At 69.5% G+C, this 25,922-nt stretch carries 26 protein-coding genes and 1 tRNA gene; 17 read left to right on the forward strand and 10 right to left on the reverse strand.

The annotated features are described in order from the left end of the window. The first annotated feature begins 8 nt into the window (after positions 1-8). The 4 genes from J2S22_RS18580 to J2S22_RS18595 are packed head-to-tail and all read left to right on the forward strand — an operon-like array spanning position 9 to position 3,130. Positions 9-1,046, forward strand: coding sequence for a branched-chain amino acid ABC transporter permease (locus J2S22_RS18580; protein ID WP_272774942.1), 1,038 nt, complete (start codon positions 9-11; stop codon positions 1,044-1,046). Next, on the forward strand, positions 1,043-1,801 hold the full coding sequence (locus J2S22_RS18585; RefSeq protein WP_272774941.1) for an ABC transporter ATP-binding protein: 759 nt from the start codon (positions 1,043-1,045) through the stop codon (positions 1,799-1,801). The genes J2S22_RS18580 and J2S22_RS18585 overlap by 4 nt, the downstream gene beginning before the upstream one ends. Then, a complete protein-coding gene (locus J2S22_RS18590; protein WP_272774940.1) occupies positions 1,794-2,552 on the forward strand; it encodes an ABC transporter ATP-binding protein in 759 nt (252 codons plus the stop codon). Before J2S22_RS18585 ends, J2S22_RS18590 begins: the two co-directional genes overlap by 8 nt. Next, a complete protein-coding gene (locus tag J2S22_RS18595; protein WP_272774939.1) occupies positions 2,549-3,130 on the forward strand; it encodes a hemerythrin domain-containing protein in 582 nt (193 codons plus the stop codon). Before J2S22_RS18590 ends, J2S22_RS18595 begins: the two co-directional genes overlap by 4 nt. Positions 3,131-3,182: 52 nt before the next feature. On the opposite strand, the gene J2S22_RS18600 is transcribed toward J2S22_RS18595, so the two are convergent. Then, positions 3,183-4,025, reverse strand: coding sequence for a protein NO VEIN domain-containing protein (locus J2S22_RS18600; RefSeq protein ID WP_272774938.1), 843 nt, complete (start codon positions 4,023-4,025; stop codon positions 3,183-3,185). Positions 4,026-4,238: 213 nt separating this feature from the next. On the opposite strand from J2S22_RS18600, the gene J2S22_RS18605 reads away from it, so the two are divergent. Both J2S22_RS18605 and J2S22_RS18610 read left to right on the forward strand, forming a co-directional pair. Beyond that, complete coding sequence (locus J2S22_RS18605; protein ID WP_272774937.1) at positions 4,239-5,189, forward strand: IS1595 family transposase; 951 nt, start codon at positions 4,239-4,241, stop codon at positions 5,187-5,189. Positions 5,190-5,455: 266 nt separating this feature from the next. Next, on the forward strand, positions 5,456-5,743 hold the full coding sequence (locus tag J2S22_RS18610; RefSeq protein WP_272774936.1) for a hypothetical protein: 288 nt from the start codon (positions 5,456-5,458) through the stop codon (positions 5,741-5,743). A gap of 37 nt (positions 5,744-5,780) precedes the next feature. Here J2S22_RS18610 and J2S22_RS18615 read toward each other — a convergent pair whose 3' ends face one another. Then, positions 5,781-5,954, reverse strand: a complete 174-nt coding sequence (locus tag J2S22_RS18615; protein ID WP_272774935.1) for a hypothetical protein — start codon at positions 5,952-5,954, stop codon at positions 5,781-5,783. A 909-nt stretch (positions 5,955-6,863) separates the two neighbouring features. Between J2S22_RS18615 and J2S22_RS18620 the strand changes: the two genes are divergently transcribed. The 3 genes from J2S22_RS18620 to J2S22_RS18630 all read left to right on the forward strand — a co-directional run bounded on the left by J2S22_RS18620 (position 6,864) and on the right by J2S22_RS18630 (position 9,572). Further along, positions 6,864-8,105, forward strand: coding sequence for a hypothetical protein (locus J2S22_RS18620; protein WP_272774934.1), 1,242 nt, complete (start codon positions 6,864-6,866; stop codon positions 8,103-8,105). Further along, positions 8,102-8,782 (forward strand): hypothetical protein, encoded by a 681-nt coding sequence (locus J2S22_RS18625; protein WP_272774933.1) that lies wholly within the window; start codon positions 8,102-8,104, stop codon positions 8,780-8,782. Before J2S22_RS18620 ends, J2S22_RS18625 begins: the two co-directional genes overlap by 4 nt. Positions 8,783-8,891: 109 nt before the next feature. Next, positions 8,892-9,572 carry a hypothetical protein gene (locus tag J2S22_RS18630; protein ID WP_272774932.1) on the forward strand — a complete coding sequence of 227 codons (681 nt, stop codon included), beginning with the start codon at positions 8,892-8,894 and terminating at the stop codon, positions 9,570-9,572. A 173-nt stretch (positions 9,573-9,745) separates the two neighbouring features. Here the strand turns inward: J2S22_RS18630 and J2S22_RS18635 are convergent. Continuing rightward, positions 9,746-9,835 (reverse strand) — tRNA-Ser (locus J2S22_RS18635). A 380-nt stretch (positions 9,836-10,215) separates the two neighbouring features. Here J2S22_RS18635 and rplU point away from each other — a divergent pair. The 6 genes from rplU to J2S22_RS18665 all read left to right on the forward strand — a co-directional run bounded on the left by rplU (position 10,216) and on the right by J2S22_RS18665 (position 15,914). Further along, positions 10,216-10,605: a 50S ribosomal protein L21 gene (rplU, locus tag J2S22_RS18640; RefSeq protein WP_272774931.1), complete on the forward strand. Its 390-nt coding sequence runs from the start codon at positions 10,216-10,218 to the stop codon at positions 10,603-10,605. Between the two features lie 99 nt (positions 10,606-10,704). After that, positions 10,705-10,977, forward strand: coding sequence for a 50S ribosomal protein L27 (gene rpmA, locus J2S22_RS18645; RefSeq protein WP_272774930.1), 273 nt, complete (start codon positions 10,705-10,707; stop codon positions 10,975-10,977). A gap of 145 nt (positions 10,978-11,122) precedes the next feature. Next, positions 11,123-11,737, forward strand: a complete 615-nt coding sequence (locus J2S22_RS18650) for a GNAT family N-acetyltransferase (RefSeq protein WP_272774929.1) — start codon at positions 11,123-11,125, stop codon at positions 11,735-11,737. A 131-nt stretch (positions 11,738-11,868) separates the two neighbouring features. Continuing rightward, the gene (gene obgE, locus J2S22_RS18655) at positions 11,869-12,909 is read left to right on the forward strand and encodes a GTPase ObgE (RefSeq protein WP_272774928.1); all 1,041 of its coding nucleotides are present in this window, start codon (positions 11,869-11,871) and stop codon (positions 12,907-12,909) included. Between the two features lie 170 nt (positions 12,910-13,079). After that, entirely contained in the window at positions 13,080-13,988 is a 909-nt protein-coding gene (locus tag J2S22_RS18660) for a PepSY domain-containing protein (protein ID WP_272774927.1), read from the forward strand. Between the two features lie 60 nt (positions 13,989-14,048). Continuing rightward, the gene (locus J2S22_RS18665; RefSeq protein WP_272774926.1) at positions 14,049-15,914 is read left to right on the forward strand and encodes a glycosyltransferase family protein; all 1,866 of its coding nucleotides are present in this window, start codon (positions 14,049-14,051) and stop codon (positions 15,912-15,914) included. On the opposite strand, the gene J2S22_RS18670 is transcribed toward J2S22_RS18665, so the two are convergent. Both J2S22_RS18670 and J2S22_RS18675 read right to left on the reverse strand, forming a co-directional pair. Continuing rightward, the gene (locus tag J2S22_RS18670) at positions 15,898-17,277 is read right to left on the reverse strand and encodes a glycosyltransferase family 17 protein (RefSeq protein WP_272774925.1); all 1,380 of its coding nucleotides are present in this window, start codon (positions 17,275-17,277) and stop codon (positions 15,898-15,900) included. The two genes, J2S22_RS18665 and J2S22_RS18670, sit on opposite strands and share 17 nt — an antisense overlap. Positions 17,278-17,453: 176 nt before the next feature. Further along, positions 17,454-18,194 (reverse strand): DUF72 domain-containing protein, encoded by a 741-nt coding sequence (locus J2S22_RS18675; protein WP_272774924.1) that lies wholly within the window; start codon positions 18,192-18,194, stop codon positions 17,454-17,456. Between the two features lie 289 nt (positions 18,195-18,483). Here J2S22_RS18675 and proB point away from each other — a divergent pair, with 289 nt between their 5' ends. Further along, complete coding sequence (proB, locus tag J2S22_RS18680) at positions 18,484-19,644, forward strand: glutamate 5-kinase (protein WP_272774923.1); 1,161 nt, start codon at positions 18,484-18,486, stop codon at positions 19,642-19,644. 283 nt (positions 19,645-19,927) lie between these two features. On the opposite strand, the gene J2S22_RS18685 is transcribed toward proB, so the two are convergent. From J2S22_RS18685 to ccmA, 5 genes are all read right to left on the reverse strand, one after another. Then, complete coding sequence (locus J2S22_RS18685) at positions 19,928-20,521, reverse strand: DsbE family thiol:disulfide interchange protein (RefSeq protein WP_272774922.1); 594 nt, start codon at positions 20,519-20,521, stop codon at positions 19,928-19,930. Beyond that, positions 20,518-20,754 (reverse strand): heme exporter protein CcmD, encoded by a 237-nt coding sequence (gene ccmD, locus J2S22_RS18690; protein WP_272774921.1) that lies wholly within the window; start codon positions 20,752-20,754, stop codon positions 20,518-20,520. The genes J2S22_RS18685 and ccmD overlap by 4 nt, the downstream gene beginning before the upstream one ends. Before the next feature lie 4 nt (positions 20,755-20,758). After that, on the reverse strand, positions 20,759-21,493 hold the full coding sequence (locus J2S22_RS18695) for a heme ABC transporter permease (RefSeq protein WP_272774920.1): 735 nt from the start codon (positions 21,491-21,493) through the stop codon (positions 20,759-20,761). 74 nt (positions 21,494-21,567) lie between these two features. Continuing rightward, complete coding sequence (ccmB, locus tag J2S22_RS18700; protein ID WP_272774919.1) at positions 21,568-22,236, reverse strand: heme exporter protein CcmB; 669 nt, start codon at positions 22,234-22,236, stop codon at positions 21,568-21,570. Between the two features lie 130 nt (positions 22,237-22,366). Then, positions 22,367-22,972, reverse strand: a complete 606-nt coding sequence (gene ccmA, locus J2S22_RS18705) for a heme ABC exporter ATP-binding protein CcmA (RefSeq protein WP_272774918.1) — start codon at positions 22,970-22,972, stop codon at positions 22,367-22,369. A gap of 227 nt (positions 22,973-23,199) precedes the next feature. Here ccmA and acnA point away from each other — a divergent pair, with 227 nt between their 5' ends. Continuing rightward, a complete protein-coding gene (gene acnA, locus J2S22_RS18710) occupies positions 23,200-25,905 on the forward strand; it encodes an aconitate hydratase AcnA (RefSeq protein WP_272774917.1) in 2,706 nt (901 codons plus the stop codon). Positions 25,906-25,922: the final 17 nt, after the last annotated feature.

The raw sequence follows: 25,922 nt of genomic DNA on the forward strand, positions 1-25,922 counted from the left end.
GGCCTCCGATGGACAGCCGATCGCCGAAGCCCGCCGCCGCCGCCGCCACACCCGCGCCGGGGACGGTCGATCTCGCGCCGCTGCGCCGCGCGTCCCGGCCGCGCTGGCCGGAGCTCGCCGTCTGGCTGCTGCCGGTCGCCGCCTGGTTCCTGTTCCCGGAGGATCTGGCGCTGCTCACCCAGATCGCCATCATGGCGATCTTCGCGCTGTCGCTCGACCTGGTGCTCGGCTATGCCGGCATCGTCACGCTCGGCCACGCCGCCTTCTTCGGTGTCGGCGCCTATGCGGCCGGGCTTCTGGCGGCGAAGCTCGGCATCGGCGACCCGCTGCTCGGGCTCCTCTTCGCCGCCGCCGTCGCGGCGCTCGCCGGCCTCGTCACGGCGCCGACCGTGCTGCGCGGCACCGGCCTCACCCGGCTGATGGTGACGATCGGCATCGGCATGATGCTGTTCGAGGCCGCCAACAAGGCGACCGACCTCACCGGCGGCGTCGACGGGCTGCAGGGCATCGAGATGACGCCGATCCTCGGCCTGTGGAGCTTCGACCTGTGGGGCAAGACCGCCTATGTCTATGCGGTCGTCGTCCTGCTCGTGCTGTTCCTCGTCGCCCGGCGGATCGTCCACAGCCCGTTCGGCCTGTCGCTGCGCGCCCTCCACATGAACCCGGCCCGCATGCCGGCGCTCGGCGTCTCGGTCGACGCGCGGCTCGCCGCCGCCTGGGTGCTCGGCGCCACCTATGCCGGCATCGCCGGGGCCCTGCTCACCCAGACGACCCAGTTCGTCTCCATCGACGTGCTCGGCTTCGAGCGCTCGGCCGAGATCCTGCTGATCCTGGTGCTGGGCGGCGCCGGACGGCTCTACGGCGCGCTGATCGGGACGATCGTCTTCGTCACCCTCCACCACGTGCTCGCCGGCATCGATCCCGAATACTGGCAGATGTGGATCGGCCTGGTGCTGATCGGCATCGTGCTGTTCGCCCGCAACGGCATCATGGGCGCGATCGATCCGTTCGAGCGCCTTCTCGCGCGCAAGAAGACCGAGCCATGACCGCGCCGGCCCTCCACACCCGCAACCTGGTGAAGACCTTCGGCGGCTTCACGGCGACCGACGACGTGTCGCTGACGCTCGCACCCGGCGCCCGCCATGCGCTGATCGGGCCGAACGGCGCCGGCAAGACCACGCTGGTCAATCTGCTCACCGGCGTGCTGGCGCCGACCGCCGGCACCGTGTTCCTGGCCGGCGAGGACGTGACCGGCCTCGGCCAGCACCGACGCGTCCGTCGCGGCCTCGCCCGCACCTTCCAGATCAACCGGCTGTTCGCCGATCTCACCGTGCTGGAGAGCGTCGCCCTCGCGGTCGGCGAGCGACGCGGCGTCGGCTGGCGCGTCTGGTCGCCGGTCGGCGCCCGGGGCGAGGTGCTGGACGAGGCGGCCCGGCTGATCGAGACGCTGCGCCTCGCCGACGTCGCCCATCGCCGCACCCGCGATCTCGCCTACGGCCGCCAGCGGCTGATCGAGATCGCCCTGGCGCTCGCCGTGCAGCCGCGCGTGCTGCTGCTCGACGAGCCCGCCGCCGGCGTGCCGACGAGCGAGAGCCGCGCCCTGTTCGAGACGCTGGCGGAGCTGCCGCGCGACATGACGATCCTGCTGATCGAGCACGACATGGACCTGGTGTTCCGCTTCGCCGAGCGCATCTCGGTGCTGGTCTCCGGCGCCGTGCTGCTGGAGGACACGCCCGACGTCGTGGCGACCCATCCGCTCGTCCGCGAGGTCTATCTGGGCGAGGCGACCCACCATGCCTGACATGCTGCTGGAGGTCGAAGGCCTGATCGCCGGCCACGGGGACGCGGTGGTGCTGGAGGACGTCTCCTTCACGCTCGCGCGCGGCCAGGCGATGGCGCTGCTCGGCCGCAACGGCATGGGCAAGACGACGCTGCTCGCCACCCTGATGGGGCTCACGAGAGTGCACGGCGGCGCGATGCGCTTCGCCGGCCGCGATCTTTCGGCGATGCCGACCCACCGCCGCGCGCTGGCCGGTCTCGGCTGGGTGCCGCAGGAGCGCGAGATCTTCCCCTCGCTCACCGTCGAGGAGAACCTCACCGCCGTGGCGGTCGGCGGCCGCTGGACGCTCGACCGCGTCTGGACCATGTTCCCGCGGCTGAAGGAGCGGCGCGCCAACATGGGCGGGCAGCTCTCCGGCGGCGAGCAGCAGATGCTGGCGATCGCCCGCGCCCTGATGCTCGATCCGGTCCTGCTCCTGCTCGACGAGCCGATGGAAGGGCTGGCGCCGCTGATCGTCCAGGAGCTGTTCCGCATCATCCGCCGGATGACCGAGACCGGCGACCTCGCCGTCATCCTGGTCGAGCAGCACGCCCATCAGATCCTGCCGCTCACCGACCGCGCCCTGGTGCTGGAGCGCGGCCGCGCCGTCTATTCCGGCGACAGCCGCACGCTGATCGACGACCCGCAGCGGCTCGACGGCTGGCTCGGCGTCACCGGCGGAGGGCCGCGCGGCGGGACCACGGCGGCGCGCGTCGCGAGGGGGGAGGCATGAAGGCGATCGACATCATCCGCGACGAGCACCGGGCGCTCGCCGCGGTGCTGCGGGCGATGGAGTTCACGGTGGCGGGCGTGCGGGCCGGTCGCTTCGCGCCCGACTTCCGGCTGTTCGCCATGCTGGTCGACTACATCGTCCGGGTGCCCGAGGAGAGCCATCATCCCAAGGAGGACGAGGTGCTGTTCCCGCTGGTGCGGGCCGCCTGCCCGGAGGTCGAGCCGATCCTCGACGAGCTGGAGGCGCAGCACCAGGCGGGCGAGGCGCACATCCAGGAGCTCGGCATGGCGCTGATCCACTGGCAGGCGGTCGGCGACCCCGGCTTCGAGCGCTTCGCCGAGGTGGTCGGGCGCTACCTGTCGTTCGAATGGGCCCATATCGAGCTGGAGGAGAGCCGCCTCCTGCCGCTGCTCGAGGCCCGTCTCGCCCCGGCCGCCCGCGCCGCCGTCGACGCCGCCTTCGCGGCCAACGCCGACCCCTGGCGCGGCCGCGACGGCGAGTTCGACACCCTCTTCTCCGCCATCGTCGCCGCCACCCCGGCCCCGATGGGCCTCGGGGGGCCGGCCGGGCGGGGGTGAGGCGGCGGTCCGTCCCGAGAGGAACCCGGCAGGTGTTCGCCTGACCCGGATGTCAGCGCGGGACCTCGTCGAACCCGGCCTCGAACGCGGTGGCGGTCAGGCCCACATGAGCGTCGAGCGGCGGGCGCAGCTCGAACGCACGCGGGTCGCGCGAGAAATTCCACAGCCGGAAAAGGCACCATTCGGCGCGCCGCTCCTCGGCCACGGCCAGCTCGTTGCGGGTGATGTGGAACGGCGTGCGCTCCCATCCGTTCGTTGTCTTCACCTCGATCAGGCGCGGACGTCCGTCCGTCGCGAAGCTGGCGATGTCGTAGCCCGCTCCGTCACCGTCTTCCTGTGACACCCAGCGGACCCGACGCGCGAGATCGTGGCACCCGAGGGTGGCCAGGCTGGCCCGCTCGTGGTCGAGCACGCGCTCCTCGCCGGCCTTGCCGAGCGCGGCGTTGCGCTCGTCGCGGCCGGCCACGTCGAACTTGCGGGCGATGTGGAGGATCTGCTCCAGCTCCTCCGGCGGGGGCCGATCGCGGAGCGTCGGGGTCGGCCCGATCCAGAGCGGGGCCGGCTCGCGCAGTCCGGACGCCGCGCCGTCGGGCAGCCGGTGGAGCCATCCCGGATGGCGTGCCAGCCACCGCACGATCCCTTCGACCAGCGACATCTGGAAATTGAAAGCGGGCTTGTAGCCTGGGATCCACGCTTCCCCGAGCCCCTTGAGCACCGCGCTGATGTTCTGGTGCTTGTATTCGATAGAGGTGCGCGAGCGGCCGATCCGGGCCTGCAGGCCGCGATTGCGCTCGGCCTTGTTGTAGCCGCGCCCGGCGATCTCCTCGGCCAGCATCGCGAAATAATCCGCGACGATCAGCTCGTTTTCCTCGTCCGTCCAGGGTCCCGCCGGCATGGAGCCAGGCTACCGACGCGAGCGCCGGCTGTCATCCGCCGGTGCTGTCGTGGCGGGGCTGGGGGCGGGCGCCGAAGAAGCAGGGAATGTCAGCATGAATTATAAGGAAAATATTCCTTGACGAAGTCGGGCCTCTGCTCTAGGAAAATAGTCGCACTTATGTACTTGACAAAAGAGATAATGGTCCTATGATGGCGGCCAAGGGAGATCGCCATGTCCGCCGCCGTGTTCCAGAACCCCATCTTCCAGGACGAGACGAAGGCTCGCGAGGCGCTTGAAGCCGTCCGCTGGCCCGATGGCCCTGTCTGCCCTCACTGCGGCGCGTTCGGCGATCGGGTTGCCAAGATCCAGGGCACGAAGAAGACTCACCGGCCCGGTCTGCACTACTGCAACGAATGCCGCGGCCAGTTCACGGTCACGGTCGGCACCGTCTTTGAGCGGTCCAAGGTGCCTCTCACGAAGTGGTGGATGGCGGCGCACATGATGGCGTCCGGCAAGAACGGCGTGTCTGCCCACGAAATCCACCGCAGCCTCGGCGTCAGCTACAAAACGGCTTGGTTCATGATGCACCGCCTTCGAGAGGCGATGATCGATCTTACGCCCGGCCCCATGGGTGGCGAAGGTCAGAGCGTGCAGGCTGACGAGACCTATTACGGGAACTCCTCAAAGCGCGCGAAGGGCTACAAGAAAGGCCACAGCCACAAGGCCGGCATCGTCGCGCTGGTCGAACCCAACGGCCGCGCCCGCGCCTTCAAGGTCAAGACCGCAACGGCCGAGAAGGTGCGCGAAATCCTTGTCACCAACGCTCACCGCTCATCCGAACTGCACACGGACGAAAGCCGCCTCTACACGGTCGTCGGCAAGGAATTCGCCAGCCACAAGACGGTCGAGCATGGATCGAGCGGATACGGCTATTACGTCGGCAAGGACGGCCAGACGCCCAACGCGGTCGAGAACTTTTTCGGCAACTTCAAGCGCAGCATGAAGGGCACGTACCGGTTCTGCTCCGAGCAGCACTTGCAGCGGTACGTGACCGAATTTGAGTTCCGCCACAACCACCGAGCCGGCCTCGGCTTCAAGGATGAGGAACGGACGGCTCTTGTTCTCGCGGGTATCGCAGGCAAGCGCCTGACGTACCGGCCGACTGACGAAGATCGTCAGTAAGAAACAGTTCGCTAGGCGTTTTTTGGCGTGGACGGCGCGCCAGAAACCACGGGACGAGCGGTGACCCTCCATTGACTCGCGGTTGCGCCGGTCTGGTATCTTGCAACCTGACGATTCGGGGGCGCCGACGCCACATCGGCACCCCCGACTTCGCCCGCGCAACCCCTAGGCCGGGCTGCGGGTCAACAGAGATGAAGTGAACACCCGGAGTAGAGTCCGGTTCGTCTCTCAGGTCAAGCCCGGCTCCGAACACGGAAGGAGCCATCATGGCTTACAATCTGTTTATCGCATACGACCTTATAAGCCCCGGCAGAAATTACGACGCGGTCCGAGACCGCATCAAATCTCTGGGACCTTGGGCGCAGTTGCAACTGTCACTCTTCTACGTCAGCTCAGATAAGGCGCCCCACGACGCCTACGCCCATGTCGGCTCTGCCATGGATGTGAATGACCGGTTGGCGGTTATCGTCGCCGCGGACTTCCTCGGAGCCGTTCTGAGCACTTGGGATCGACCGCCGATAGAGGCGATCAACTCCATCTGGGTCCGTTCGTAACTCGTAATTCGAAACACCACCGTCGCCAGAGATCGGCTCATACATCGGGCTCGTCCTTTAGTGCGTCTTTCTTTGGCGGCGGGGTACGTTTTCCGGGGCGGCCCGGCGTATCCCGCTTGCCGACCTTCATGTCCTCATGCGGCTTGGGCGCCTTGCGGACGAGAGCGCCCATCAGGCGCTTCGCATCCTTCAATCGCTCATCGTCATTCATACGGGGCCTTCATGAACAAACGTCCGAAGTGTGTCTTCTGTGGGAGCGAAGGCGATCTGACCAAGAGTCATATCTGGCCCAAATGGTCAGAATCAATCATCCCGTCAACCGCCGCGCAGCACGAGTTGAGAATTGGATCGACACAGACGTTCGCGCAGTCTGTCCCTGGCCCAGAACTCAAGCTGTCGATAAAGAACGGCTCTGCCTCAAAGAAAAAACCAAAAAACACATGTGTTGAGTGCAATGGCAAATGGATGCGCAATATAGAAGAGGCTGCACAACCAGTAATCCATAAACTCATGCTAGGACGCGAATTCGTCCTATGTTTTGATGAACAAATTCTCCTCTCGTCTTTTTTATGTTTAGTCTCAATGAGAGTCGAAAAAAGCGCTCATGGGGTGTCGGCTATACCTAAAAGCGACTCAGATTTTATAGTGCGTTCGCGAGTTCCCCCACCAAATTGGTGGATCGCTCTTTGCAGGTACCAAGATGCCGACCCTCTTGAATTTTGGGTTGGGTTTTTCGGGATGCAGATAGGGGCGTCACCTAACCCTCCGGCCATCGGCGGAGAACACTGCAATTCTCAAGTTACGACCATCGTGGCCGGTCACCTGTGCGCCCACATCTTCAGCTCGACCGTCTGGCCCGAGTTCGATGGATACAGGGCGTTCAAGACTACAAAAATCTGGCCGCCCGTTTACCCGTACATCGACACACGGTCCTTGCCATTGATAGACAACGCCCGCCTTCCATGGCTGCACGAAGCTATCGCAAGAAACTCCATCCCAATCGATGCCGCCTAGGGCGTGAGATAAGACTGCGCCGGCCTGTCGACTCACCATAGGACTCTCGTCACATTTGTCAAGTACATAAGTGCGAAAATAGTCATGATCAACCGAGTCATGGATCATGACCACCCCTCGCGACCTCACCGACCAGATCCTCCGGTACAAGTCACTGGTCGCCGCCGAGAACGTCTTGTTGGGGTTGGCGGAACTGCTGCCCCCTGGCCCGCGTCGACGCGCCGAGTGGCTCAGGATCAAATCGAACTTGGCGTTCCGGCGGGTTCAACTCGCCCTCGTCGAGCACATCGCCGCCGAACAGAAGGCCGGGTTCAATCCGGACCAGCCGCGTGTCCCGGCCGGCCATCCCGACGGGGGGCAGTGGACGAGCGGCGGACGTGACGACGGGTCGCGTCCGGAGGACGGAGAGTCGAGCAACGGCTCCGGCCGGAGTGCACTCCAGGTCGTTCGCGACGACACCGGGCAGCAGCCGTGGGAATCCCATGTCGACCTGTATCGGGAGGACGGCTCGCTCGCCGCGCAGGCGGTCTTCAACCGCGACGGCAGTGCGATCCGATCGGAGTTTGCGTCCACGCGCGACGGGTCTCCTTGGGACGAGCGGCACACCGTCATCGCGGCCGACGGGACCGAGACGACGTTCCAGACCTCCGGTGCGACTCAGAGCATCCTCGACGGCACCGGCCAGGTCGAAAGCCGGACTGCCTGGACCAGCGACGGTCCGGAGGCGCAGGCGTTCGTTCAGCCCGCATATTACGTCCCGGTCCCCCATCCGGCCGCCGCAGCGGTCGAGGCGGCGTTGGTGCTGTACACGTGGATGTCGACTCGCAATTCGGCGTCGGAGACAGCCGTCCTCGGATTTCGCGCCGATGCCTACACTCCTGGACAAACGGATGACAGCCCGGCGATCTGGGTGGGAAAGCTGACCAGAGACGAAGTCGACGACGCCTGTCCGAGGCACTCGGAGGTGCAGAGCATCACGGACCAGTCGGCCGAGGCCATAAATCGCGGCACCTATGATTCGGCCGCTTCTTACGGCACCGCTGTTCACAAGCGTATTGAGGAGACGATCAACGGTCCAACCACTGTCCCGAGGAGCCCGCCCCCTGATCCGAATTTCCGCGCCGAAGCCTCCCTGTTGAAATCCGACGATGCGGGGTACGGTATGAAAGGGTCTCGACGGATCGACGTGCTCGAGAATCCCGGCAAAGGAACGGTGTGCATCTATGACATCAAAACAGGGGGAAAAGGCCTGACGCCGGCCCGGATGCGCGAACTCGCCAGCACGGTCCAGTTCCTTTATCCTGGAACGATGAATTTGATCGTCACAGAGGTGCGACCACGGCGATGACGACGATCGCTCAGGTGAAGACCCTCGTACGGCCACTGCTCGAGCGGCATGCCGATCTCGGCCTCGCAGGGCGGTGGATTTACGTGAAGCCTGTCCATCATCTTGCGCGCGTCGTGCTGATCGACCGTCAGCTCGACCCGAACAAGTTCAGGCCGCGATGGGCCGTAGCTCATCTGTTCGAAGCACGACGTTTCCTTCCGCTCAACTGGGGCGAGCTGCTCCTCAATGAGCGGTCGGAAACACCCGGGTCCTGGAAAGTGACAGACGCCGACTTGGCCCTTGCGATGACGGAGGCCATCGAGACGCATGCCTTGCCGGTGCTGCGGGGGATCGTCTCGTTGGACGACTATCTCACGTTCGTCTCCGGACACTATTTCCGCCATAAGCTCTTCGACTGGCCTCATGTCAAAATCGTCATCGATGTCGCGCTCGGTCATCTCGACGCCGCGCGCGCCCTCCGCGATGCGAATGTGGATCGATTTGGAGACGATCCGGCCTACGACGAAGAGGGGCGAGCAAAGTACCGGCGGATTCGCCAGCTGTGCGCCCGCCTCGACGCCGACGACCGGCCGGGCCTTGCAGCCCTGCTGCACGAGTGGGAGGCGATCACCGTCAAGAATTTGAAAATCGAGAAGCTGTGGGAACCGACGCCGTTTCCGCTGGAGCTGGAGGCATGACGCCTCGCCGCCGCGCCGCGCCCGGGACACGAGACCTCCTCTGTGGCAGCGTTCAGTTCTATTATCCTGGCACCAAGAGCATCATCGTGACCGAGGTGCGGCCCCGCCGATGACGACGATCGCGCAAGTCCGGAAAGTGATCGCTCCGCTGCTCGAGCGACATTCCGATCTCGCATTAGTGGGGCGCGAGATATACATCAAGCCCATCCATCATTTTGCGCGCGTCGTGTTGATCGACCGGATGCTCGATCCGGACCTGTTCAGACCGCAATGGGCCGTCGCGCATCTCTTCGAAGCGCGGCAATTCCTCCCACTCAGTTGGGGCGCATGGATCCACAACACGCGGTCGAACACCCCTGGCATCTGGAGCATCCACGAACCCGATGTGTCGGCCGCAATGGTGGAAGCCATCGAGACACAGGCGCTGCCGGTGCTGCGAGGGATCGTCTCCTTAGAGGATTACCTCGCCTTCGTTTCCGGGCACTTTTTCCGCCACCACTTGTTCGACTGGCCGCACGTCAAGATCATCGTCGATGTCGCGCGGGGCGATCTCGACGCCGCGCGCGCCCTTCGTGATGCGAATGTCGATCGATTTGGCGACGATCCGGCCTACGACGACGAGGGGCGGGCAAAGTACCGGCGGATTCGCGAGCTGTGCGCCCGGCTCGAGGCCGACGATCGGCCGGGCCTCGCGGCCCTGCTGCACGAGTGGGAGGCGATCACCGTCAGGAACTTGAAGATCGAGACGCTGTGGGAGCCGACGCCGTTTCCGCTCGAGCTGGAGGCATGACGGCCGTGCCGCCGGAGACCCGCAGCCCGGCGCGACAGTCCCCGGCGCAGTGAAGCGCACCCGACCGGAGGGGGCGACGAGCGCGCGTAGAGCTTCCGGAGGGTGTCCCGGCAGGGACCCGGACGAGAGGGAACCCTACCTCGGCGACGTTTCGAACCCGATCGCGCTCGGAATGGCGGAGAGGGAGGGATTCGAACCCCCGATACGGTTGCCCGTATGCCGCATTTCGAGTGCGGTGCATTCAACCACTCTGCCACCTCTCCGCGAGGCCGAGTGCGGGCGTCGCCGCCCGGCGGGACGGACTTCTACAGAACCGTTCGCGCCGACACAAGGCCGCTCGCGCGCCTCGCGGGGCCCTCGGCGCCCGCGGCCCTCTCGGGCGGCCCGCCCCCGCCCCTCGCGCCGCGCGAATCACCTGCCGTTCCTTGACAACCTGCGGTCCGGTCGCCATAAACCCGTCACGTGACGCGGGCCCTCGGGCCCGCGCGCTTCGTTTTGGCCACAGCCGCGAGGGTCCGCCGGGTTCGCCCGGGCCGCCCGTCCGGGCCGCGGCCGGCAATCGGGCCGCCTCCGGCGGCTCCTCATCAACCGACTGAAAGAAGCCGGCCCGTCCAAGGCCGGAACCGAACACGAGGACAGAAAGATGTTCGCAGTCATCAAGACCGGCGGGAAGCAGTACCGCGTGGTCGCCGACGACCTCCTGCAGGTCGACACGGTCGAGGGCGAGGCGGGTGACCTCGTCACCTTCGGCGAGGTGCTGGTGGTCGGCGGGGACGAGACCCTGCTCGGCGTGCCCACCGTCGCGGGCGCCTCGGTCGCCGGCGAGATCGTCCGCCAGGGCCGCGGCCCCAAGGTCATCGCCTTCAAGAAGCGCCGCCGCAAGAACTCGCGGCGCAAGCGCGGCTACCGGCACGACTTCACGCTGGTCCGCATCACCGAGATCCTGACCGACGGGAAGGCGCCGTCCCGGACGGCCCGCGCCGCCGAGCAGCCGGCCTCCGAGCCGTCCGCCGCCGAATCGTCCCCCGCCTGAGGCGGGTCCGCGGCGGGCGCGATTAACGGATCGTGACCGCCCCGGTGATGATTTGGTCACAGTTCGAAGTTAGACCCTAGATCGAAACGGATTCGGGCCATGGCTCACAAGAAAGCAGGCGGCTCCTCGCGCAACGGGCGCGACTCGGCCGGTCAACGTCTCGGCGTGAAGATGTTCGGCGGCGAGAACTGCCGGGCCGGCAACATCATCGTGCGCCAGCGCGGCACCAAGTGGCACCCCGGCGTGAACGTCGGCCTCGGCAAGGACCACACCCTCTTCGCGCTCGTCGACGGCACGATTCAGTACCGTACGAAAGCCAAGGGCCGCACCTACGTGTCGGTTGTACCGGCGATGCAGGTGGCGGCCGAGTAGACGGTGGATCTCTTCGGGGTCCGCCGGCGCAAGTCTCCCGGCGGATCCGCGAACGAGAGCAGCGGGTTTCGAGAAGGGGAGACCGGGGCGCCGGCCTCCCCTTCTCGTTTCTGACCGAACGCGATTCGGATCGAAGGAGCCCGCGATGACCATCCTCGAACGACCCAGAGGCGGCCTCCACGAGGCCTGTAGCTTCGTCCTCGAAACCGACCGGCTGATTCTGCGGGCGCCGCGCCTCGAGGACGCAAAAACCGTAGCGACGCTCGCCGACGACCGCCGGATCGCCGAGAACACGCTGCGGATTCCGCATCCCTACGGTCTCGGCGACGCCGAGGACTGGATCGCCGTCAGCAACCTGGACGGCGGCGAGGAGACGTTCCTGATCACCCGCGCCGACGACGGGGCGGTGCTCGGCTCCGCCGCGCTGCGCTGGCGCGACGACGAGACGCCGGAGATCGGCTACTGGCTCGGCGCCCCCCACTGGGGCCGCGGCTATGCCACCGAGGCGGCCCGCGCCCTGATCGACCACGCCTTCGGCGAGCACGAGGTCGAGGCCGTGGTGGCCGGCGCCCGCACCACCAATCCGGCGTCGCGCCGGGTGCTGGAGAAGTGCGGCTTCCAGTGGACCGGGGTCGAGCTGCACCGCATCCGCGCCATCCGCTCGTCGGCGCCGTTCGACCGCTTCCGCCTGGAACGCGCCATCTGGGTGTCGCTGAAGGGCTGGGGCCGCACCGCCACGAAGGTGCGCTGCTCGGCGTGATGCGATGACGCCGTGACATCGACATCCGGATCGCCGGCGCCCGTCGCCGGCGATCCGGCCCGACACGGGCTCGTGATCGGCCCGGCCCGGTCGTGATTGCCGCCCAGGCCCGTCCGCGCTACGTGTTCGCCATGAAATTTCTCGACCAGGCCAAGATCTACATCCGCTCCGGCGACGGCGGGGCGGGTTGCGTGTCGTTCCGGCGCGAAAAATTCATCGAGTTCGGCGGCCCGAACGGCGGCGACGGCGGTCGCGGCGGCGACGTCGTGGTGGAATGCGTCGACGGCCTCAACACCCTGATCGACTACCGCTACCAGCAGCATTTCAAGGCCAAGGCCGGCATCCACGGCATGGGCAAGAACCGCGCCGGCGGCCGCGGCGCCGACGTGGTGCTGAAGGTGCCGGTCGGCACCCAGATCTTCGACGAGGACAACGAGACGCTGCTGGCCGACCTCACCGCGGTCGGCCAGCGCGTGGTCATCGCCAAGGGCGGCAACGGCGGCTTCGGCAACGCCCACTTCAAGACCTCGACCAATCAGGCGCCGCGCCGCGCCAATCCGGGCCAGCCGGGCGAGGAGCGCACCATCTGGCTGCGCCTCAAGCTGATCGCCGACGCCGGCCTGCTCGGCCTGCCCAATGCCGGCAAGTCGACCTTCCTGGCCGCGGTCAGCGCGGCGAAGCCGAAGATCGCCGACTACCCCTTCACCACCCTGCACCCGCAGCTCGGCGTCGTCTCGATCGACGGCCGCGAGTTCGTGCTCGCCGACATCCCCGGCCTGATCGAGGGGGCGAGCGAGGGCGCCGGGCTGGGCACCCGCTTCCTCGGCCACATCGAGCGCTGCCGGGTGCTGCTGCACCTCGTCGACGGCACCTGCGAGCATGCCGGCAAGGCCTACAAGACGGTGCGGGCCGAGCTCGCCGCCTACGAGCACGACCTCGTCGACAAGCCCGAGATCGTCGCGCTCAACAAGGTGGACGCGCTGACGCCCGAGGACCTCAAGCAGCAGGTGGCGCGGCTCAAGCGCGCCGCCAAGACGACCCCGCTGCTCCTGTCCGGCGCCACCGGCAAGGGCGTGCCGGAGGTGCTGCGCGCCGTGCTGGCCGTGGTCGACGGCGCCCGCACGGCCGAGCGAAACGACACCACGGTCGAGGCCGCCGGCTGGCAGCCGTGAGCCGGCGTCCGTAGCGCCGCGCCTCCCGGTCCCCGGCCGCGAGCCGCGGCCGCGGCCGTCAGGGGCGCGTCAGGCGCGCAGCCGCATTCCTGGCCGCGACGCCATTCGCGCTCCGCCCGCCGCCGGCCCCACCACCGGGGCGGGGCGGGCGACGCTTTCGGGAGGCCGCCATGTCGCGCCAGCTTCTCCTCCGGCTGCATCGCTGGATCACGCTGATCTTCGCCCTGCCGCTCGCCGTCATCCTGGTCACCGGGCTGATCCTGTCGTTCGAGCCGATGGTGGCGGGCCGGCAGCACGGCACCCTCACGGCCGCGCAGCTCGACGGCCTGCTCGTCCGCCACGATCCGGACGGCAAGGCGCGCGGCGTCGCGCTGCGGCCCTACGACGGCTCGCTGATGCTCTCCGGCGTGCGGGCGGCGCCGATGGTGGTCGACCTCGCGACCGGGGCCGAGCGCACCGACATCGGCGCCCTCGCCCGCGTGTTCCTCGCCTCGCGCCAGCTGCACGAGCGCCTCGTCTTCGACCTGCGCTGGCTGGTCAGCGCCAGCACCATCGCCATGCTGGTGGTCGCCGGGCTCGGCATCGCCATGGGCTGGCCGCGGCTCACCAACTCGCTGTCCGGGTGGCACAAGGGCATGGCCTGGATCGGCCTTCCGCTCGTCATCCTGAGCCCGCTCACCGGGCTGGCGCTCGCCTTCGGCATCACCTTCACGCCGGCGCCCGCCGCGGTCGCCGGCCCGGCCGTGCCGCTGCGCGAGGCGGTCCGCATGGTGACGGCGCAGCACGACGCGTCGTCGCTGCTGTGGCTGCGCCAGCGCGGCCGGGCGCTGCTCGCCCGGGTCGACGACGCCGGCGAGTACAAGGTCTACGCCGTCGGCCGCGACGGCCTCGTGCCGACCGAGCGCAACTGGCCGCGCCTGATCCACGAGGGCAACTGGGCCGGCACCTGGTCGGCGCTGATCAACGTGGTCACCTCGTTCGCGCTGATCGGCCTGCTCGCCACCGGCCTGTGGCTGTGGGCCCGCCGGCAGCTGCGACGGCGGCGCAGCCGGGTGCGACCGGCGGCCGCGACGGCATGAGCCGGAGGGACTTGTAAGCCGCGTGTCCCCGGCGCATTTTTCTCGCCGGGGGATAGTTCGATGAGGATCGCGGTTCACGCGATGGCCGCCGCCGAGCGGCCGATCTCGGAGGCCGAGCAGTTCCGCCGGCTGGCGATCGCCTGCGAGCGCCGCGGCTGGGCCTGCCTGCGCAGCGACGACACCGCCGCCATCGAGGAGTTCCGGCCCGACCTGGTGCTGGCCGAGCATTTCCTGGTCCCCAAGCTGACGCCGTTCCCGACCGTCGGCCTCTTGTGGAATCCGCCGTTCTTCTGGGACGGCAAGGACGAGGCGATGAAGAACATCGTCTCCTACGACGGCCACCTGTTCGCCGATCCGCAGACGCGCCGCCACGTCCGCGATCTCGTCGCCGGCCTCCCGGTCCGCTTCGTCGAGGGGCGCTGGGTCCCCTCCTGTCAGGCGACGCCGCTCGCCGCCGGCCGGCGCGACGGCCTCGCCTATTTCGAGGCCGCCTGGGACCGGGCCCGGCACCGCGACATCGTCGCGGCGGTCGCCCGGTACGGCTGGCTGCATCTCTACGGTCCGCCCGACGAGGGCGATCCGCCGGGCCTGCCGCGCCGGCTGATGCTGCCCTTCGACGGCGAGAGCGTGGTGCGCGAGCTCGGCCGGCGGGCCGCCGCGCTATGCCTGCATTCCGGGCCGCACCGGCGGACCGGCACGCCGGCGTCGCGGGTGTTCGAGGCGGCGGCCGGCGGCGCCGTCGTCATCGCGGACGCGCATCCCTTCGTGCGCGAGACGTTCGGCGACGCCGCGCTCTATCTCGACAGCGAGGCGCCGCCGGCCGCCGTCGCCGCGGCGGTCGCCCGCCACATGGAATGGATCGCCGCCAACCCGGAGGCCGCCGACGCGATGCGGGCGGCGGCGCACCGCATCTTCACCGAGCGCTTCGCCTACGACGTGCTGGTCGATCAGCTGCCCGGGCTGGCCGCGGAGATCCGCGCCGCTTGGGCCTCGCCCCCCGCGGTCGCCGCGGAATCCGTGACCTGCATCGTGCGCACCGGCGGACGCGACCTCGCGCTGCTCGACCGCGCCCTCGCCTCGCTCGAGCAGCAGACCCATCCGGCCGTCGCCGCCGTGGTGGTGGCCTGGCGCGACGCCGCGGCGGTGACGCGCTTCGTCGCCGAGCGGCCGGCGTCGCGGCTGCGCGTCCGCGTCGTCGCCTCGCCCGACACCGGCTGCCGCAGCACCGCCCTGTGGACCGGGCTCGGCGCGATCGACACGGCGTTCTTCGCCGTCCTGGACGACGACGACACGCTGATGCCGAATCACCTGGCCGGCTGCCTCGCCGTGCTGGCCGCCCATCCGGACGTCGACCTCGCCTATGCCGGCACCGTGGCGGTCGACGAGACGCGCGCGTCGCGCACCCTCCTGTGGTTCTCCCATTTCGATCCGGCCCGCTTCCGCGCCGCCAACACGATCGCGTCGCATGCCTGGGTGGCGCGGGCGCGGCTGCTGCCGGCCGCCGGCCCGGACCCGGACTTCGTCGTCGCCGAGGACTGGTACCTGCTGCTGCGCTTCGCCTGCGCCGGGCGGATCGCGCCCAGCTGGCGCCTCACCGCCGAGTATCGCCGGCGCGACGGCGACCCGAGCCACAGCGCGCTCGCCGAGGCGCTGCCGGCCAGCCTGGACCGCATCCGCCGCCGCTTCCACTTCTCCCCGGTGCGGCCGGAGGAGCCGCGCCCGGAGGCGGCGATCGGCGAGGACGCGGCCCGCATCATCCGGCGGATGATCCGGCGGCGCCAGTTCCGCAAGGGCCTCACGGCCTATCTGCGGGATCTCCGCGGCCTGCCCGGCCGGCTCGCGGCGCTGCCGGCCTTCCTGTCGCGCCACGGCCTCAAGGGGCTGCTGCGGCGGATCGCCGACCGCGGCGTCAGACCAGGTCGGTGAAGAAGAAGAACCCGCGATAGCGCTCCTTGGCGGCGCGCATGTGCCGCGGCACGTCGGTCGTGATCTCGAAGGCGTCGAACGCCAGCGGTGCGAAGGCCGGCCGCTCGCAATGCGCCAGATAGGCCTGCTGCAGCGCGCGGCAGGTCTCGCGATCGAGCGCGGCGTCGAACACCCGATGCGCCGGGACCGTTTCGCCGAGGCCGATCACCCGGTACGGATCCTCGATATGCGAGAAGTTGGCGGCCTTCAGCCAGACCGCCTCCGGCCCGCCGAGCGACGAGAAGTGCCAGCCGGCGTCGTCGACGTAGACGAAGTCGGGCGAGCGGTTCGCGATAACGCCGCCGGACTTCTCGCGCCCGCGCCGCACCGTCTGGGCGCCCTCGCGCCGCAGCGTCGATACCCGGCACGCCACCGGCCCGGCGACGGCGAGGCCGTTGAGCGCCGCGGTCGAGATGTTGTTCACGTAGCCGCGGTGGTTCCTCAGCACGAAGACAACGTGGTCGCGCTGCCGCAGCAGCGTGTCGAGCCGGTCGACCACGGCCGGGCGCGGCAGCTCGTCGACGTCGGAGATCACCACGATGTCGTCGGGCGACGGATCGAGCGCGGCGACCGCGGCGCCGATCGCGTCGCGCTGCGCCGCCTCGCGGGCGAAGCGGGCCGCCTCGCTCTGCGCGGCGATCGGCGGCAGCCCCTCGACCACCCGACAGCTCAGCTTCTCGGCATAGGGCGCGAAGCGCGCCGCGTGCTCCTGCAGGAACAGCGGCTTCGGCGAGCCGGCGAAGGTCTGGTCCGCCTCGACCACGACGAAGTGGTCGACATGCTCCCACAACTCCTCCAGCCGCAGCGTCAGCAGATCGAGCTCGTTGTAGAGCAGGCAGGCGTCGATGCGCCGGACCAGCTTGTGGCGCCGCCGATGCCGCGGCGTGTCGATCGTCAGCACCCGCAGGCCGTCCGGCGTGTCGTCCCGGGTCGGCGCGAACCAGCGCTCCGCCGGTGCCCGGCGCAGCAGCCGCATCACGTCGCGCGGCCGCGCCTCGCGGGCGACCAGCAGCCCGCCGCGGCGCATCGCGGCGAGCGCCCCGGCCGCCGCCTCGCCGGCAGCCGCCACGGCCGGATCCGCCACCACCACCAGGTCGGGCGCCCCGGTGTCGCCGAGCAGGCGTCGCCAGCGCGACGGCGGCATCGACGGCGCGATCGCCCCGGTCCCGGCCGGATCGAGGACGCTCACCCGGGCGCCGCGCGCCGCGGCGAGCGTCGCGACGAGGCCGGCGACCGCGCCGCCGGCCGGCTCCAGTACCAGCGCGTGCCGCCACCGGCTGCGGGACAGCACGTCGTCCAGTGCGGCTCGCGTGTCGGCGTCCATCGTCTCCCCGCCCGGCCGGACGCACGAGGCCGGCCGCCGTCAAGGCGATGCCGCGCTTCGCGGTCCGAGACAAGGGCGCGGTGCATCTAAGGGACACGGACGTTGCGCATCGACGCGGCGCATGGGCGCGTGGAGAGGGGCGGCGCGCCGCGAGACGGGCGGCCGCCGGCCGCCCGTCACGGCTCGGCGAGGATCTCCGCCAGGCGGCGGGCGTCGTGCGGGGCGGCGCTCTTCTGGTCGTTGTCGAAATAGACGTAGACGGTGCGCATCTGCTGCCGCCAGGTGCGGATGTGGTCGGCCCAGTCGCGCAGCGTCGCCTCCGGATAGCGGTCGCGATAGTCGCCCTGCGGCCCGTGCCCGCGCACATAGACGTGGCGGGCCGTGATCTCCCACGGCGCCCGGGCGTCGCGGTGGTCGGAGAAGCACAGCGCCACGTCGTACTTGCGCAGCAGCGCGTAGACGGCGTCGTCGAACCAGCTCGCGTCGCGCACCTCCAGCGCGTAGGGGCGGCCGGGCCTGAGGAGCTCCAGGAAGGTCTGCAGCCGCTCGTGGTCGACGCCGAAGCGGGCGGGAAGCTGGAACAGCACCGGCCCGGCCTTGGGCCCGAGCGTCTCGAGCCGCGTCTCCATCAGGGCCAGGCTGTCGGCGGTGCGCGGCGACAGCCGCTTCCAGTGGGTGATGAAGCGCGACGCCTTCCAGGCGAAGACGAAGTCCTCGGGCGTCTGCTCGCGCCACGCCGACACCGCGCCGAGCGGCGGCGTGCGGTAGAACGAGCCGTTGATCTCGGTGGTGCCGAAGCGGCCGGCGTACCAGGACAGCCATTTGCGCTTCGGCAGGCTCTCCGGAAAGAACACCCCGCGCCAGCCGTCGTAGCTCCAGCCCGAGGTTCCGATATGGACCATCGACGTCTCGGGCACGGGGCGGTCTCCTTTGTTTTGTGATTCGGCGGCGTCGGAGGCACTCCGAGGCCGCCCTTGTGGTGTAAACCCCCGGCTCGCAACTCGGTTTCCCAAGGATTGCAATACCTTACCGCGGCACCGGCAGGGCCGGCCGACGGCTCTCGCCGGGGTGTCCCCGCGGCGGGCCGGATCCGCGGTCGCCTCGATTGCCAAACCGGGCCCGGGTGTGGGATGGCAGGGCGCCATGTCGTCGTCCGTGATCCGTCGTCGTCCGTCGTCGCCCCGAAAGCCCGTTTTCGGCCGTCCCATGTCCGGCACCAGCGCGTCCCTCCCCGCCTCGCCCGGCCCGCTGCCGGCCCTGAAGGATTTCGGCCGCATCGTCGTGAAGGTCGGCTCGTCCCTGCTGGTCGACCAGGAGGCCGGCGGGGTGAAGGAGGCGTGGCTCGCCTCGCTGGTCGACGACATCGCCGGCCTGCATCGCGACGGCCGCGACGTGCTGGTCGTGTCGTCGGGGGCGATCGCGCTCGGCCGCTCGCTGCTCCGGCTGCCGCGCGGGCCGCTGGCCCTGGAGGACAGCCAGGCGGCGGCGGCGATCGGCCAGATCGCGCTCGCCCGCATCTGGGCCGAGGCGCTCGGCCGCCAGGGCATCACGGCCGGCCAGATCCTCGTCACGCTCGGCGACACCGAGGAGCGCCGCCGCTATCTCAACGCGCGCTCGACCATCGCCCGCCTGCTCGACTGGCGGGCCGTGCCGGTGATCAACGAGAACGACACGGTCGCGACCAACGAGATCCGCTACGGCGACAACGACCGGCTCGGCGCCCGGGTCGCCACCATGGCGAGCGCCGACCTCCTGGTGCTGCTCTCCGACATCGACGGGCTCTACACGGCGCCGCCCGGTCAGGATCCGAACGCGACGCTGATCCCGGTGGTCGACCGCATCACCCCGGAGATCGAGGGCATGGCGGGCGAGTCCGCCTCCGAGCTGTCCAAGGGCGGCATGCGGACCAAGATCGAGGCCGGCAAGATCGCGACCACGGGCGGCACCCACATGGTGATCGCCTCGGGCCGGGTCGACCACCCGCTGCGCGCCATCGCCGAGGGTGGCCGCGCCACCTGGTTCCTGGCGACCGGCAATCCCGTCACGTCGCGCAAGAAGTGGATCGCCGGCTCGCTGGAGCCGAAGGGCACGCTGGTGATCGACGCCGGCGCCGTCGCGGCGCTGCGCCGCGGCAAGAGCCTGCTGCCGGCCGGCATCGTCCGGGTCGAGGGCGAGTTCTCCCGCGGCGATGCCGTGATCGTGCGCGGGCCGGACGGCTTCGAGATCGGCCGCGGCCTCGTCGCCTACGACGCCGCCGATGCCGAGCGCCTGCGCGGCCATTCCTCGACCGACATCCCCGAGATCCTCGGCACCCACGGCCGCACCGCCGTGATCCACCGCGACGATCTGGTGGTCGGGCAGGGGTAGGGCGGTCGAAAGACGCGTCCGGTCGTCACCGCTCGTCCGTCACGGCCGGGCTCTCCCGGCCATCCACGTCCTTATCGCCGAATTGTCGCCGAACGGCTTCAAGACGTGGATGCCCGGCACGAGGCCGGGCATGACGAGTCATGCATTCGTCGCCGCCAGGTCTCCGGCATCTGAAATCGTCTGTACCCTGCGCCCCTGGGTCCCGGGTCTGCGCACGCTGCTGACGCAGCGCGCTCCGCCCGGGACACGATTCACCGGGTCGACGGAAAGGCCGCCGTCCGCCTCACGACCCCTTCGCCAGCGCCTTCTCGATCTCGGGCTTGAGGACCGTCTCCAGGTTCCCGGCCGTGATCGGGCCGACCAGCTTGTAGGCGATGGTGCCGTCGCGGGCGATCACGAAGGTCTCGGGGACGCCGTAGACGCCCCACTCGATGCCGGCGCGGCCGCGGCCGTCGGCGCCTGTGGCGTGATAGGGGTTGCCGTAGCGCTCCAGGAAGCGGATCGCGTTCGCCGCCTCGTCCTTGTAGTTCAGCCCGACGATGCGGATGCGCCTGTCCTCGGCGAGCCGCATCAGCAGCGGCGCCTCGTCGCGGCACGGCACGCACCACGAGGCCCACACGTTGAACACCGTGACGGCGCCCTTCAGGTCCGCCGAGGTGACGCCGGGCACCGGCTTTCCGTCGCGCGTCAGCCCGGCGATGCCGGGCAGCTCGGTGGCGGGGGCCGGGTGCCCGATCAGGGCGGAGGGCAGGGCGGAGGGGTCGCCGGCGCCGAGCCGGTAGAGGAACAGCCCGGCGATGCCGAGGAACACCAGCAGCGGCAGCAGCACCAGCCAGCGCCGGCGCGGCCCGCCCGTCTCGGTCGGCAAGGCCGTCACGCCGCCGTCTCCTTCACAGGGGCGGCCGGATCGGCCGGCGGGGTGGCCGAGGCCGGCGGCGGCTCGGCGGAGCGGCGGCGCACGCCGCGCGCCTCCAGCTCGGCGAGCACGCGAACCTGCCGGCGGTGATCGAGCCACACCCACAGGATCAGCCCGGCCGCGACCAGGAGCGTCACCGCATAGGAGGCGACGATGAAGACGGCGTGCGGGCCGAGGAGTTCCGTGCTGCTCATGGCGTCACGCTCCCCGCGCGCCCTGGGCCTGCAGGAGGCGCAGCGTCCGCACCCGCCGGCGCAGGATCTCGTTGCGCATCGCCGCGAGATGCAGGGCGACGAACAGGAGCGTGAAGGCCAGCGTCATGGCGAGCAGCGGGATCAGGATGGACGGGTGGATGGCCGGGCCGTCGACCCGCACCACCGAGGCGGGCTGGTGCAGCGTGTTCCACCAGTCGACCGAGAACTTGATGATCGGCAGGTTGAGGGCGCCCACCAGGGTGAGGATCGCGGCGGCGCGGCCGGCCCGGGTCGGGTCCTCGACGGTGCGCCACAGGGCGATCAGGCCGAGATACATCACGAACATCACCAGCACCGAGGTGAGGCGGGCGTCCCACACCCAGTAGGTGCCCCACATCGGCCGGCCCCAAAGCGCGCCGGTGACCAGGCAGACGAACGTGAAGGCGGCGCCGAGCGGCACCGCCGCCTTGGCGGCGACGTCGGCCAGCGGATGGCGGAATACCAGGGTGCCGAGCGCCGAGATCGTCATCATGCCCCAGCAGAACATGCCGAGCCACGCGGCCGGCACGTGGATGAACATGATCTTGACGGTGGCGCCCTGCTGGTAGTCGTCCGGCGCCCCGAAGGCGCCGTTGAGCGCATAGGCGAAGGCGAACACGGTCAGCGCCGTCAGCCAGGGCAGGGCCCGGTCGACGAGGCGCAGGAAGCGGGTCGGATTGGCGAGGTCGATCCAGGCCATGGGTGTCTCTTAGTCCGCACGCATTGGCGGCGCAATGCGGCACTTCTACGGACGGGCGAGCCCGTCCGGCGGGATTACTCCATCCCGTGGCGCAGCGTCGCGCCGGCCGCGAACGGGCCGACCACGAGGCTCGTCAGGGTGAGGGCGCACAGGATCGTGAACGGGGTGCCGAACGGCACCGGGCCGACGACCGCGGCATTGGAGGCCGCCACCCCGAAGATCAGCACGGGCACCGTGAGCGGGAGGACCAGGACCGGCAGCAGCAGCCCGCCGCGGCGCAGCGCGGTGGCCAGCGCCGCCCCGATCAGCCCGGTGAAGGTGAGGGCCGGAGTGCCGACCAGGAGCGTCAGCACCACGGCGCCGAGGCCGGCCGGCTCCAGGTTGAGGAACAGGCCGAGGATCGGCGCCGCGACCACCAGGGGCAGGCCGGTGGCGATCCAGTGGGCGAGGCCCTTCACGGCGACCGCCAGCTCGACGGGGGCGCGGCCCATCAGCAGGAGGTCGAGCGAGCCGTCGTCGTGGTCGGCGGCGAACAGCCGGTCGAGCGCCAGCAGCGAGGCGAGCAGCGCCCCGATCCACAGGATGGCCGGGCCGATCCGGCGCAGCAGCGCCAGATCCGGCCCGATGGCGAACGGCATCAGGGTCACCACGGTGAGGAAGAACAGCACCCCCATCATGGCGCCGCCGCCGATCCGCAGCGCGATCCGCAGGTCGCGGACCAGGAGGGCGCGAAGCGCGGTCATGCGGCGATTCCGATACGGGCCGCTCGTCCCCGCGCAAGCGGGGACCCAGGGGCCGCGGGGCGGGGCCTCTGGATTCCCGCTTTCGCGGGAATGATCGGGTGGGGCGGTGCCAGTGACGGAGAAAGGGCCCTCATGCCGTCCCTCCCAGCCGCAGCTCGCGGGCGTCGTCGAGGCCGAGGGGGCCGTGGGTGGCGGCGACCAGGAGGCCGCCGCCGGCGAGATGCGCCTTCATCAGAGCGGCGAGGCGGGCCTGCGAGGCGACGTCGAGGGCGGAGGTCGGCTCGTCGAGCAGCCACACCGGCCGGGAGACCGCGACCAGCCGGGCGATCGAGAGGCGCCGGCGCTGGCCGGCCGACAGGTAGCCGGCCGGCAGATCGGCGATCTCGGCCAGCGCCACGGCCTCCAGGGCGGCGGCGAGCGCGGCGCGGTCGCCGCCCAGCCAGTCGATCCAGAAGGCGAGGTTCTCGGTGACGGTGAGGGACGGCTTGAGGGCGTCCTGGTGGCCGAGATAGTGGGCCTGCTCGGGCACGCTGAGCTCCGGATCGCCGCCGTCGAGCGTCAGCGTCCCGGCGGCCCGGTGCACCAGCCCGGCGATCAGCCGCAGGAGCGAGCTCTTGCCGGCGCCGTTCGGCCCGACGAGCAGCAGGGCCTCGCCGCCGGCGACCCGGAAGCCGAGCCCGGAGAACACCTCGCGCTGCCCCCGCACGCAGGCGAGATCGCTTCCGATCAGGTCCATGCCGCTTCCGACCGCCCCCCGGCCGGCGCCGCGGCCGGCCTCGTCACGCTGTCGCTCTCTTTAGAACGCCGACGATGTAGCAGAATTCCAAGAAAGCTCTTATAAGCAGCCCCCGTGCCCATCACCCACCAGACGACAGCCCGGTGCCGCAGCACAGGCGATCACTATCGCCCCGGGGTGCTCTCGTCGACAGGCATCCGGCTTTCGGCCGGAACGGAACCAGCCTCATGACCGCAATCGACAGCTTCAAATGCACCCGGACCCTCAAGGTCGGCACCAAGAGCTACGTGTATTACAGCCTGCCGGTCGCCGAAAAGAACGGCCTCAAAGGGATTTCGCGCCTGCCCTTCTCGATGAAGGTGCTGCTCGAGAACCTGCTGCGCCACGAGGACGGTCGCTCGGTCACCAAGGACGACATCCTGGCCGTCGCCGCCTGGCTGAAGAAGCGCACCTCGACGCGTGAGATCGCGTTCCGACCGGCCCGCGTGCTGATGCAGGACTTCACCGGCGTCCCGGCCGTGGTCGACCTCGCCGCGATGCGCGACGCGATGAAGAACCTCGGCGGCGACCCGAAGAAGATCAACCCGCTGGTGCCGGTCGACCTCGTCATCGACCACTCGGTGATCATCAACTTCTTCGGCGACAACGAGGCGTTCAAGAAGAACGTCGACGAGGAATACAAGCAGAACCAGGAGCGCTACAAGTTCCTCAAGTGGGCGCAGCGCTCGTTCGAGAACTTCCGCGTCGTTCCGCCCGGAACCGGCATCTGCCATCAGGTGAACCTGGAGTACCTGTCGCAGACGGTGTGGACCGCCAAGGGGAAGGCCGTGGTCGGCGGCAAGGAGGTCGCGGCCGAGATCGCCTATCCGGACACGCTGGTCGGCACCGACTCGCACACCACCATGGTCAACGGCCTGTCGGTGCTGGGCTGGGGCGTCGGCGGCATCGAGGCCGAGGCCGCGATGCTCGGCCAGCCCTACTCGATGCTGCTGCCCGAGGTGATCGGCTTCCGGCTCGACGGCAAGCTGAAGGAGGGCGTGACGGCGACCGACCTGGTGCTCACCGTCACCCAGATGCTGCGCAAGAAGGGCGTGGTCGGCAAGTTCGTCGAGTTCTTCGGCCCCGGCCTCGCCGGCCTGACCATCGCCGACCGCGCGACCATCGGCAACATGGCGCCCGAATACGGCGCCACCTGCGGCTTCTTCCCGGTCGACGAGGACACGCTCGACTTCCTGCTCGGCACCGGCCGCGGCGCCGCCCGGGTGGCGCTGGTCAAGGCCTATGCCAAGGCGCAGGGCATGTACCGCACCCGCAACACGCCGGACCCGGTGTTCACCGACGTGCTCAAGCTCGACCTCTCCAAGGTCGAACCGTCGCTCGCCGGCCCGAAGCGGCCGCAGGACCGGGTGCCGCTCAAGAAGGTCAAGGCCGGCTTCGAGGCGGCGCTCGCCCAGGAGTTCGGCAAGGCGGAGGAGATCGGCAAGCGGGTCGAGGTCGACGGACGTGATCACGACCTCGGCCACGGCGACGTGGTGATCGCGGCGATCACGTCGTGCACCAACACCTCCAATCCCAGCGTGATGCTGGGCGCCGGCCTGCTCGCCAAGAAGGCCGTCGAGAAGGGCCTCAAGGTGAAGCCCTGGGTGAAGACCTCGCTGGCGCCCGGCTCGCAGGTGGTCGGCGAGTATCTGGCCAAGTCGGGCCTGCAGAAGAGCCTCGACAAGCTCGGCTTCAACCTGGTCGGTTTCGGCTGCACCACCTGCATCGGCAATTCGGGCCCGCTGCCGGCGGAGATCTCGAAGGCGATCAACGAGAACGACCTCGTCGCCGCCGCCGTGCTGTCGGGCAACCGCAACTTCGAGGGCCGGGTCAATCCGGACGTGCGGGCGAACTATCTCGCCTCGCCGCCGCTGGTCGTCGCCTACGCCATCGCCGGCAACATGAACTACGATCCGGTCCGCACGCCTCTCGGCGTCGACAAGGCCGGCAAGAAGGTGTTCCTCAAGGACATCTGGCCGACCAGCCGCGAGATCGCCGCGGCGGTGAAGAAGTCGGTGACCAAGCAGCTGTTCGCCAAGAAGTACGCCGACGTGTTCGAGGGCGACGCCAACTGGGCCAAGATCGCCGTCAAGGGCGGTCTCACCTATGCCTGGGACGGCAAGTCGACCTACGTCCAGAACCCGCCCTACTTCGTCGGCATGAGCAAGACGCCCGACGCCACCACCGACATCGTCGAGGCGCGGGTGATCGGCCTGTTCCTCGACTCGATCACCACCGACCACATCTCGCCGGCGGGCTCGATCAAGGTGACGTCGCCGGCCGGCCAGTACCTGATCGACCACAAGGTGAAGCCGCTCGACTTCAACCAGTACGGCACCCGGCGCGGCAACCACGAGGTGATGATGCGGGGCACGTTCGCCAACATCCGCATCAAGAACCAGATGGTTCCGGGCGTCGAGGGCGGCGTGACCATCCACTACCCGTCGAAGGAGCAGATGCCGATCTACGACGCGGCGATGCGCTACAAGAGCGAGAACGTCCCGCTCGTGGTGTTCGCCGGCAAGGAGTACGGCACCGGCTCGTCGCGCGACTGGGCCGCGAAGGGCACGGCGCTGCTCGGCATCCGGGCCGTGATCGCGCAGTCGTTCGAGCGCATCCATCGCTCCAACCTGATCGGCATGGGCGTCGTCCCCCTGGTGTTCGAAGAGGGCACCTCGTGGCAGACGCTCGGCCTCAAGGGCGACGAGCGGGTGACGCTGCGCGGGCTGGGCGCCGACCTGAAGCCGCGCCAGACGCTCGAGGCGGAGATCACCGGGGCCGACGGCAAGGTGAAGAAGGTGCCGCTGATCTGCCGCATCGACACGCTCGACGAGCTCGAATACTTCCGCAACGGCGGCATCCTGCACTACGTGCTGCGCCATCTCGCCGCCTGACGGACGGGCTCCACGAT

The sequence above is a fragment of the Rhodoplanes tepidamans genome, from assembly GCF_030813915.1.
Lineage (GTDB): Bacteria > Pseudomonadota > Alphaproteobacteria > Rhizobiales > Xanthobacteraceae > Rhodoplanes > Rhodoplanes tepidamans.

Bases quoted from the DNA above. Each gene is read 5' to 3' on its own strand.
- J2S22_RS18600 (WP_272774938.1), bottom strand. From the start codon at position 4,025: ATGCCGGCGGGACCCTGGACGGACGAGGAAAACGAGCTGATCGTCGCG.
- acnA (WP_272774917.1), top strand. From the start codon at position 23,200: ATGACCGCAATCGACAGCTTCAAATGCACCCGGACCCTCAAGGTCGGC.
- J2S22_RS18580 (WP_272774942.1), top strand. From the start codon at position 9: ATGGACAGCCGATCGCCGAAGCCCGCCGCCGCCGCCGCCACACCCGCG.
- J2S22_RS18595 (WP_272774939.1), top strand. From the start codon at position 2,549: ATGAAGGCGATCGACATCATCCGCGACGAGCACCGGGCGCTCGCCGCG.
- J2S22_RS18650 (WP_272774929.1), top strand. From the start codon at position 11,123: ATGACCATCCTCGAACGACCCAGAGGCGGCCTCCACGAGGCCTGTAGC.
- ccmD (WP_272774921.1), bottom strand. From the start codon at position 20,754: ATGAGCAGCACGGAACTCCTCGGCCCGCACGCCGTCTTCATCGTCGCC.
- rplU (WP_272774931.1), top strand. From the start codon at position 10,216: ATGTTCGCAGTCATCAAGACCGGCGGGAAGCAGTACCGCGTGGTCGCC.
- ccmB (WP_272774919.1), bottom strand. From the start codon at position 22,236: ATGACCGCGCTTCGCGCCCTCCTGGTCCGCGACCTGCGGATCGCGCTG.
- J2S22_RS18615 (WP_272774935.1), bottom strand. From the start codon at position 5,954: ATGAATGACGATGAGCGATTGAAGGATGCGAAGCGCCTGATGGGCGCT.
- proB (WP_272774923.1), top strand. From the start codon at position 18,484: ATGTCCGGCACCAGCGCGTCCCTCCCCGCCTCGCCCGGCCCGCTGCCG.
- obgE (WP_272774928.1), top strand. From the start codon at position 11,869: ATGAAATTTCTCGACCAGGCCAAGATCTACATCCGCTCCGGCGACGGC.
- J2S22_RS18610 (WP_272774936.1), top strand. From the start codon at position 5,456: ATGGCTTACAATCTGTTTATCGCATACGACCTTATAAGCCCCGGCAGA.
- J2S22_RS18660 (WP_272774927.1), top strand. From the start codon at position 13,080: ATGTCGCGCCAGCTTCTCCTCCGGCTGCATCGCTGGATCACGCTGATC.
- J2S22_RS18695 (WP_272774920.1), bottom strand. From the start codon at position 21,493: ATGGCCTGGATCGACCTCGCCAATCCGACCCGCTTCCTGCGCCTCGTC.
- J2S22_RS18590 (WP_272774940.1), top strand. From the start codon at position 1,794: ATGCCTGACATGCTGCTGGAGGTCGAAGGCCTGATCGCCGGCCACGGG.
- J2S22_RS18620 (WP_272774934.1), top strand. From the start codon at position 6,864: ATGACCACCCCTCGCGACCTCACCGACCAGATCCTCCGGTACAAGTCA.
- J2S22_RS18605 (WP_272774937.1), top strand. From the start codon at position 4,239: ATGTCCGCCGCCGTGTTCCAGAACCCCATCTTCCAGGACGAGACGAAG.
- ccmA (WP_272774918.1), bottom strand. From the start codon at position 22,972: ATGGACCTGATCGGAAGCGATCTCGCCTGCGTGCGGGGGCAGCGCGAG.
- rpmA (WP_272774930.1), top strand. From the start codon at position 10,705: ATGGCTCACAAGAAAGCAGGCGGCTCCTCGCGCAACGGGCGCGACTCG.
- J2S22_RS18670 (WP_272774925.1), bottom strand. From the start codon at position 17,277: ATGGACGCCGACACGCGAGCCGCACTGGACGACGTGCTGTCCCGCAGC.
- J2S22_RS18665 (WP_272774926.1), top strand. From the start codon at position 14,049: ATGAGGATCGCGGTTCACGCGATGGCCGCCGCCGAGCGGCCGATCTCG.
- J2S22_RS18625 (WP_272774933.1), top strand. From the start codon at position 8,102: ATGACGACGATCGCTCAGGTGAAGACCCTCGTACGGCCACTGCTCGAG.
- J2S22_RS18630 (WP_272774932.1), top strand. From the start codon at position 8,892: ATGACGACGATCGCGCAAGTCCGGAAAGTGATCGCTCCGCTGCTCGAG.
- J2S22_RS18585 (WP_272774941.1), top strand. From the start codon at position 1,043: ATGACCGCGCCGGCCCTCCACACCCGCAACCTGGTGAAGACCTTCGGC.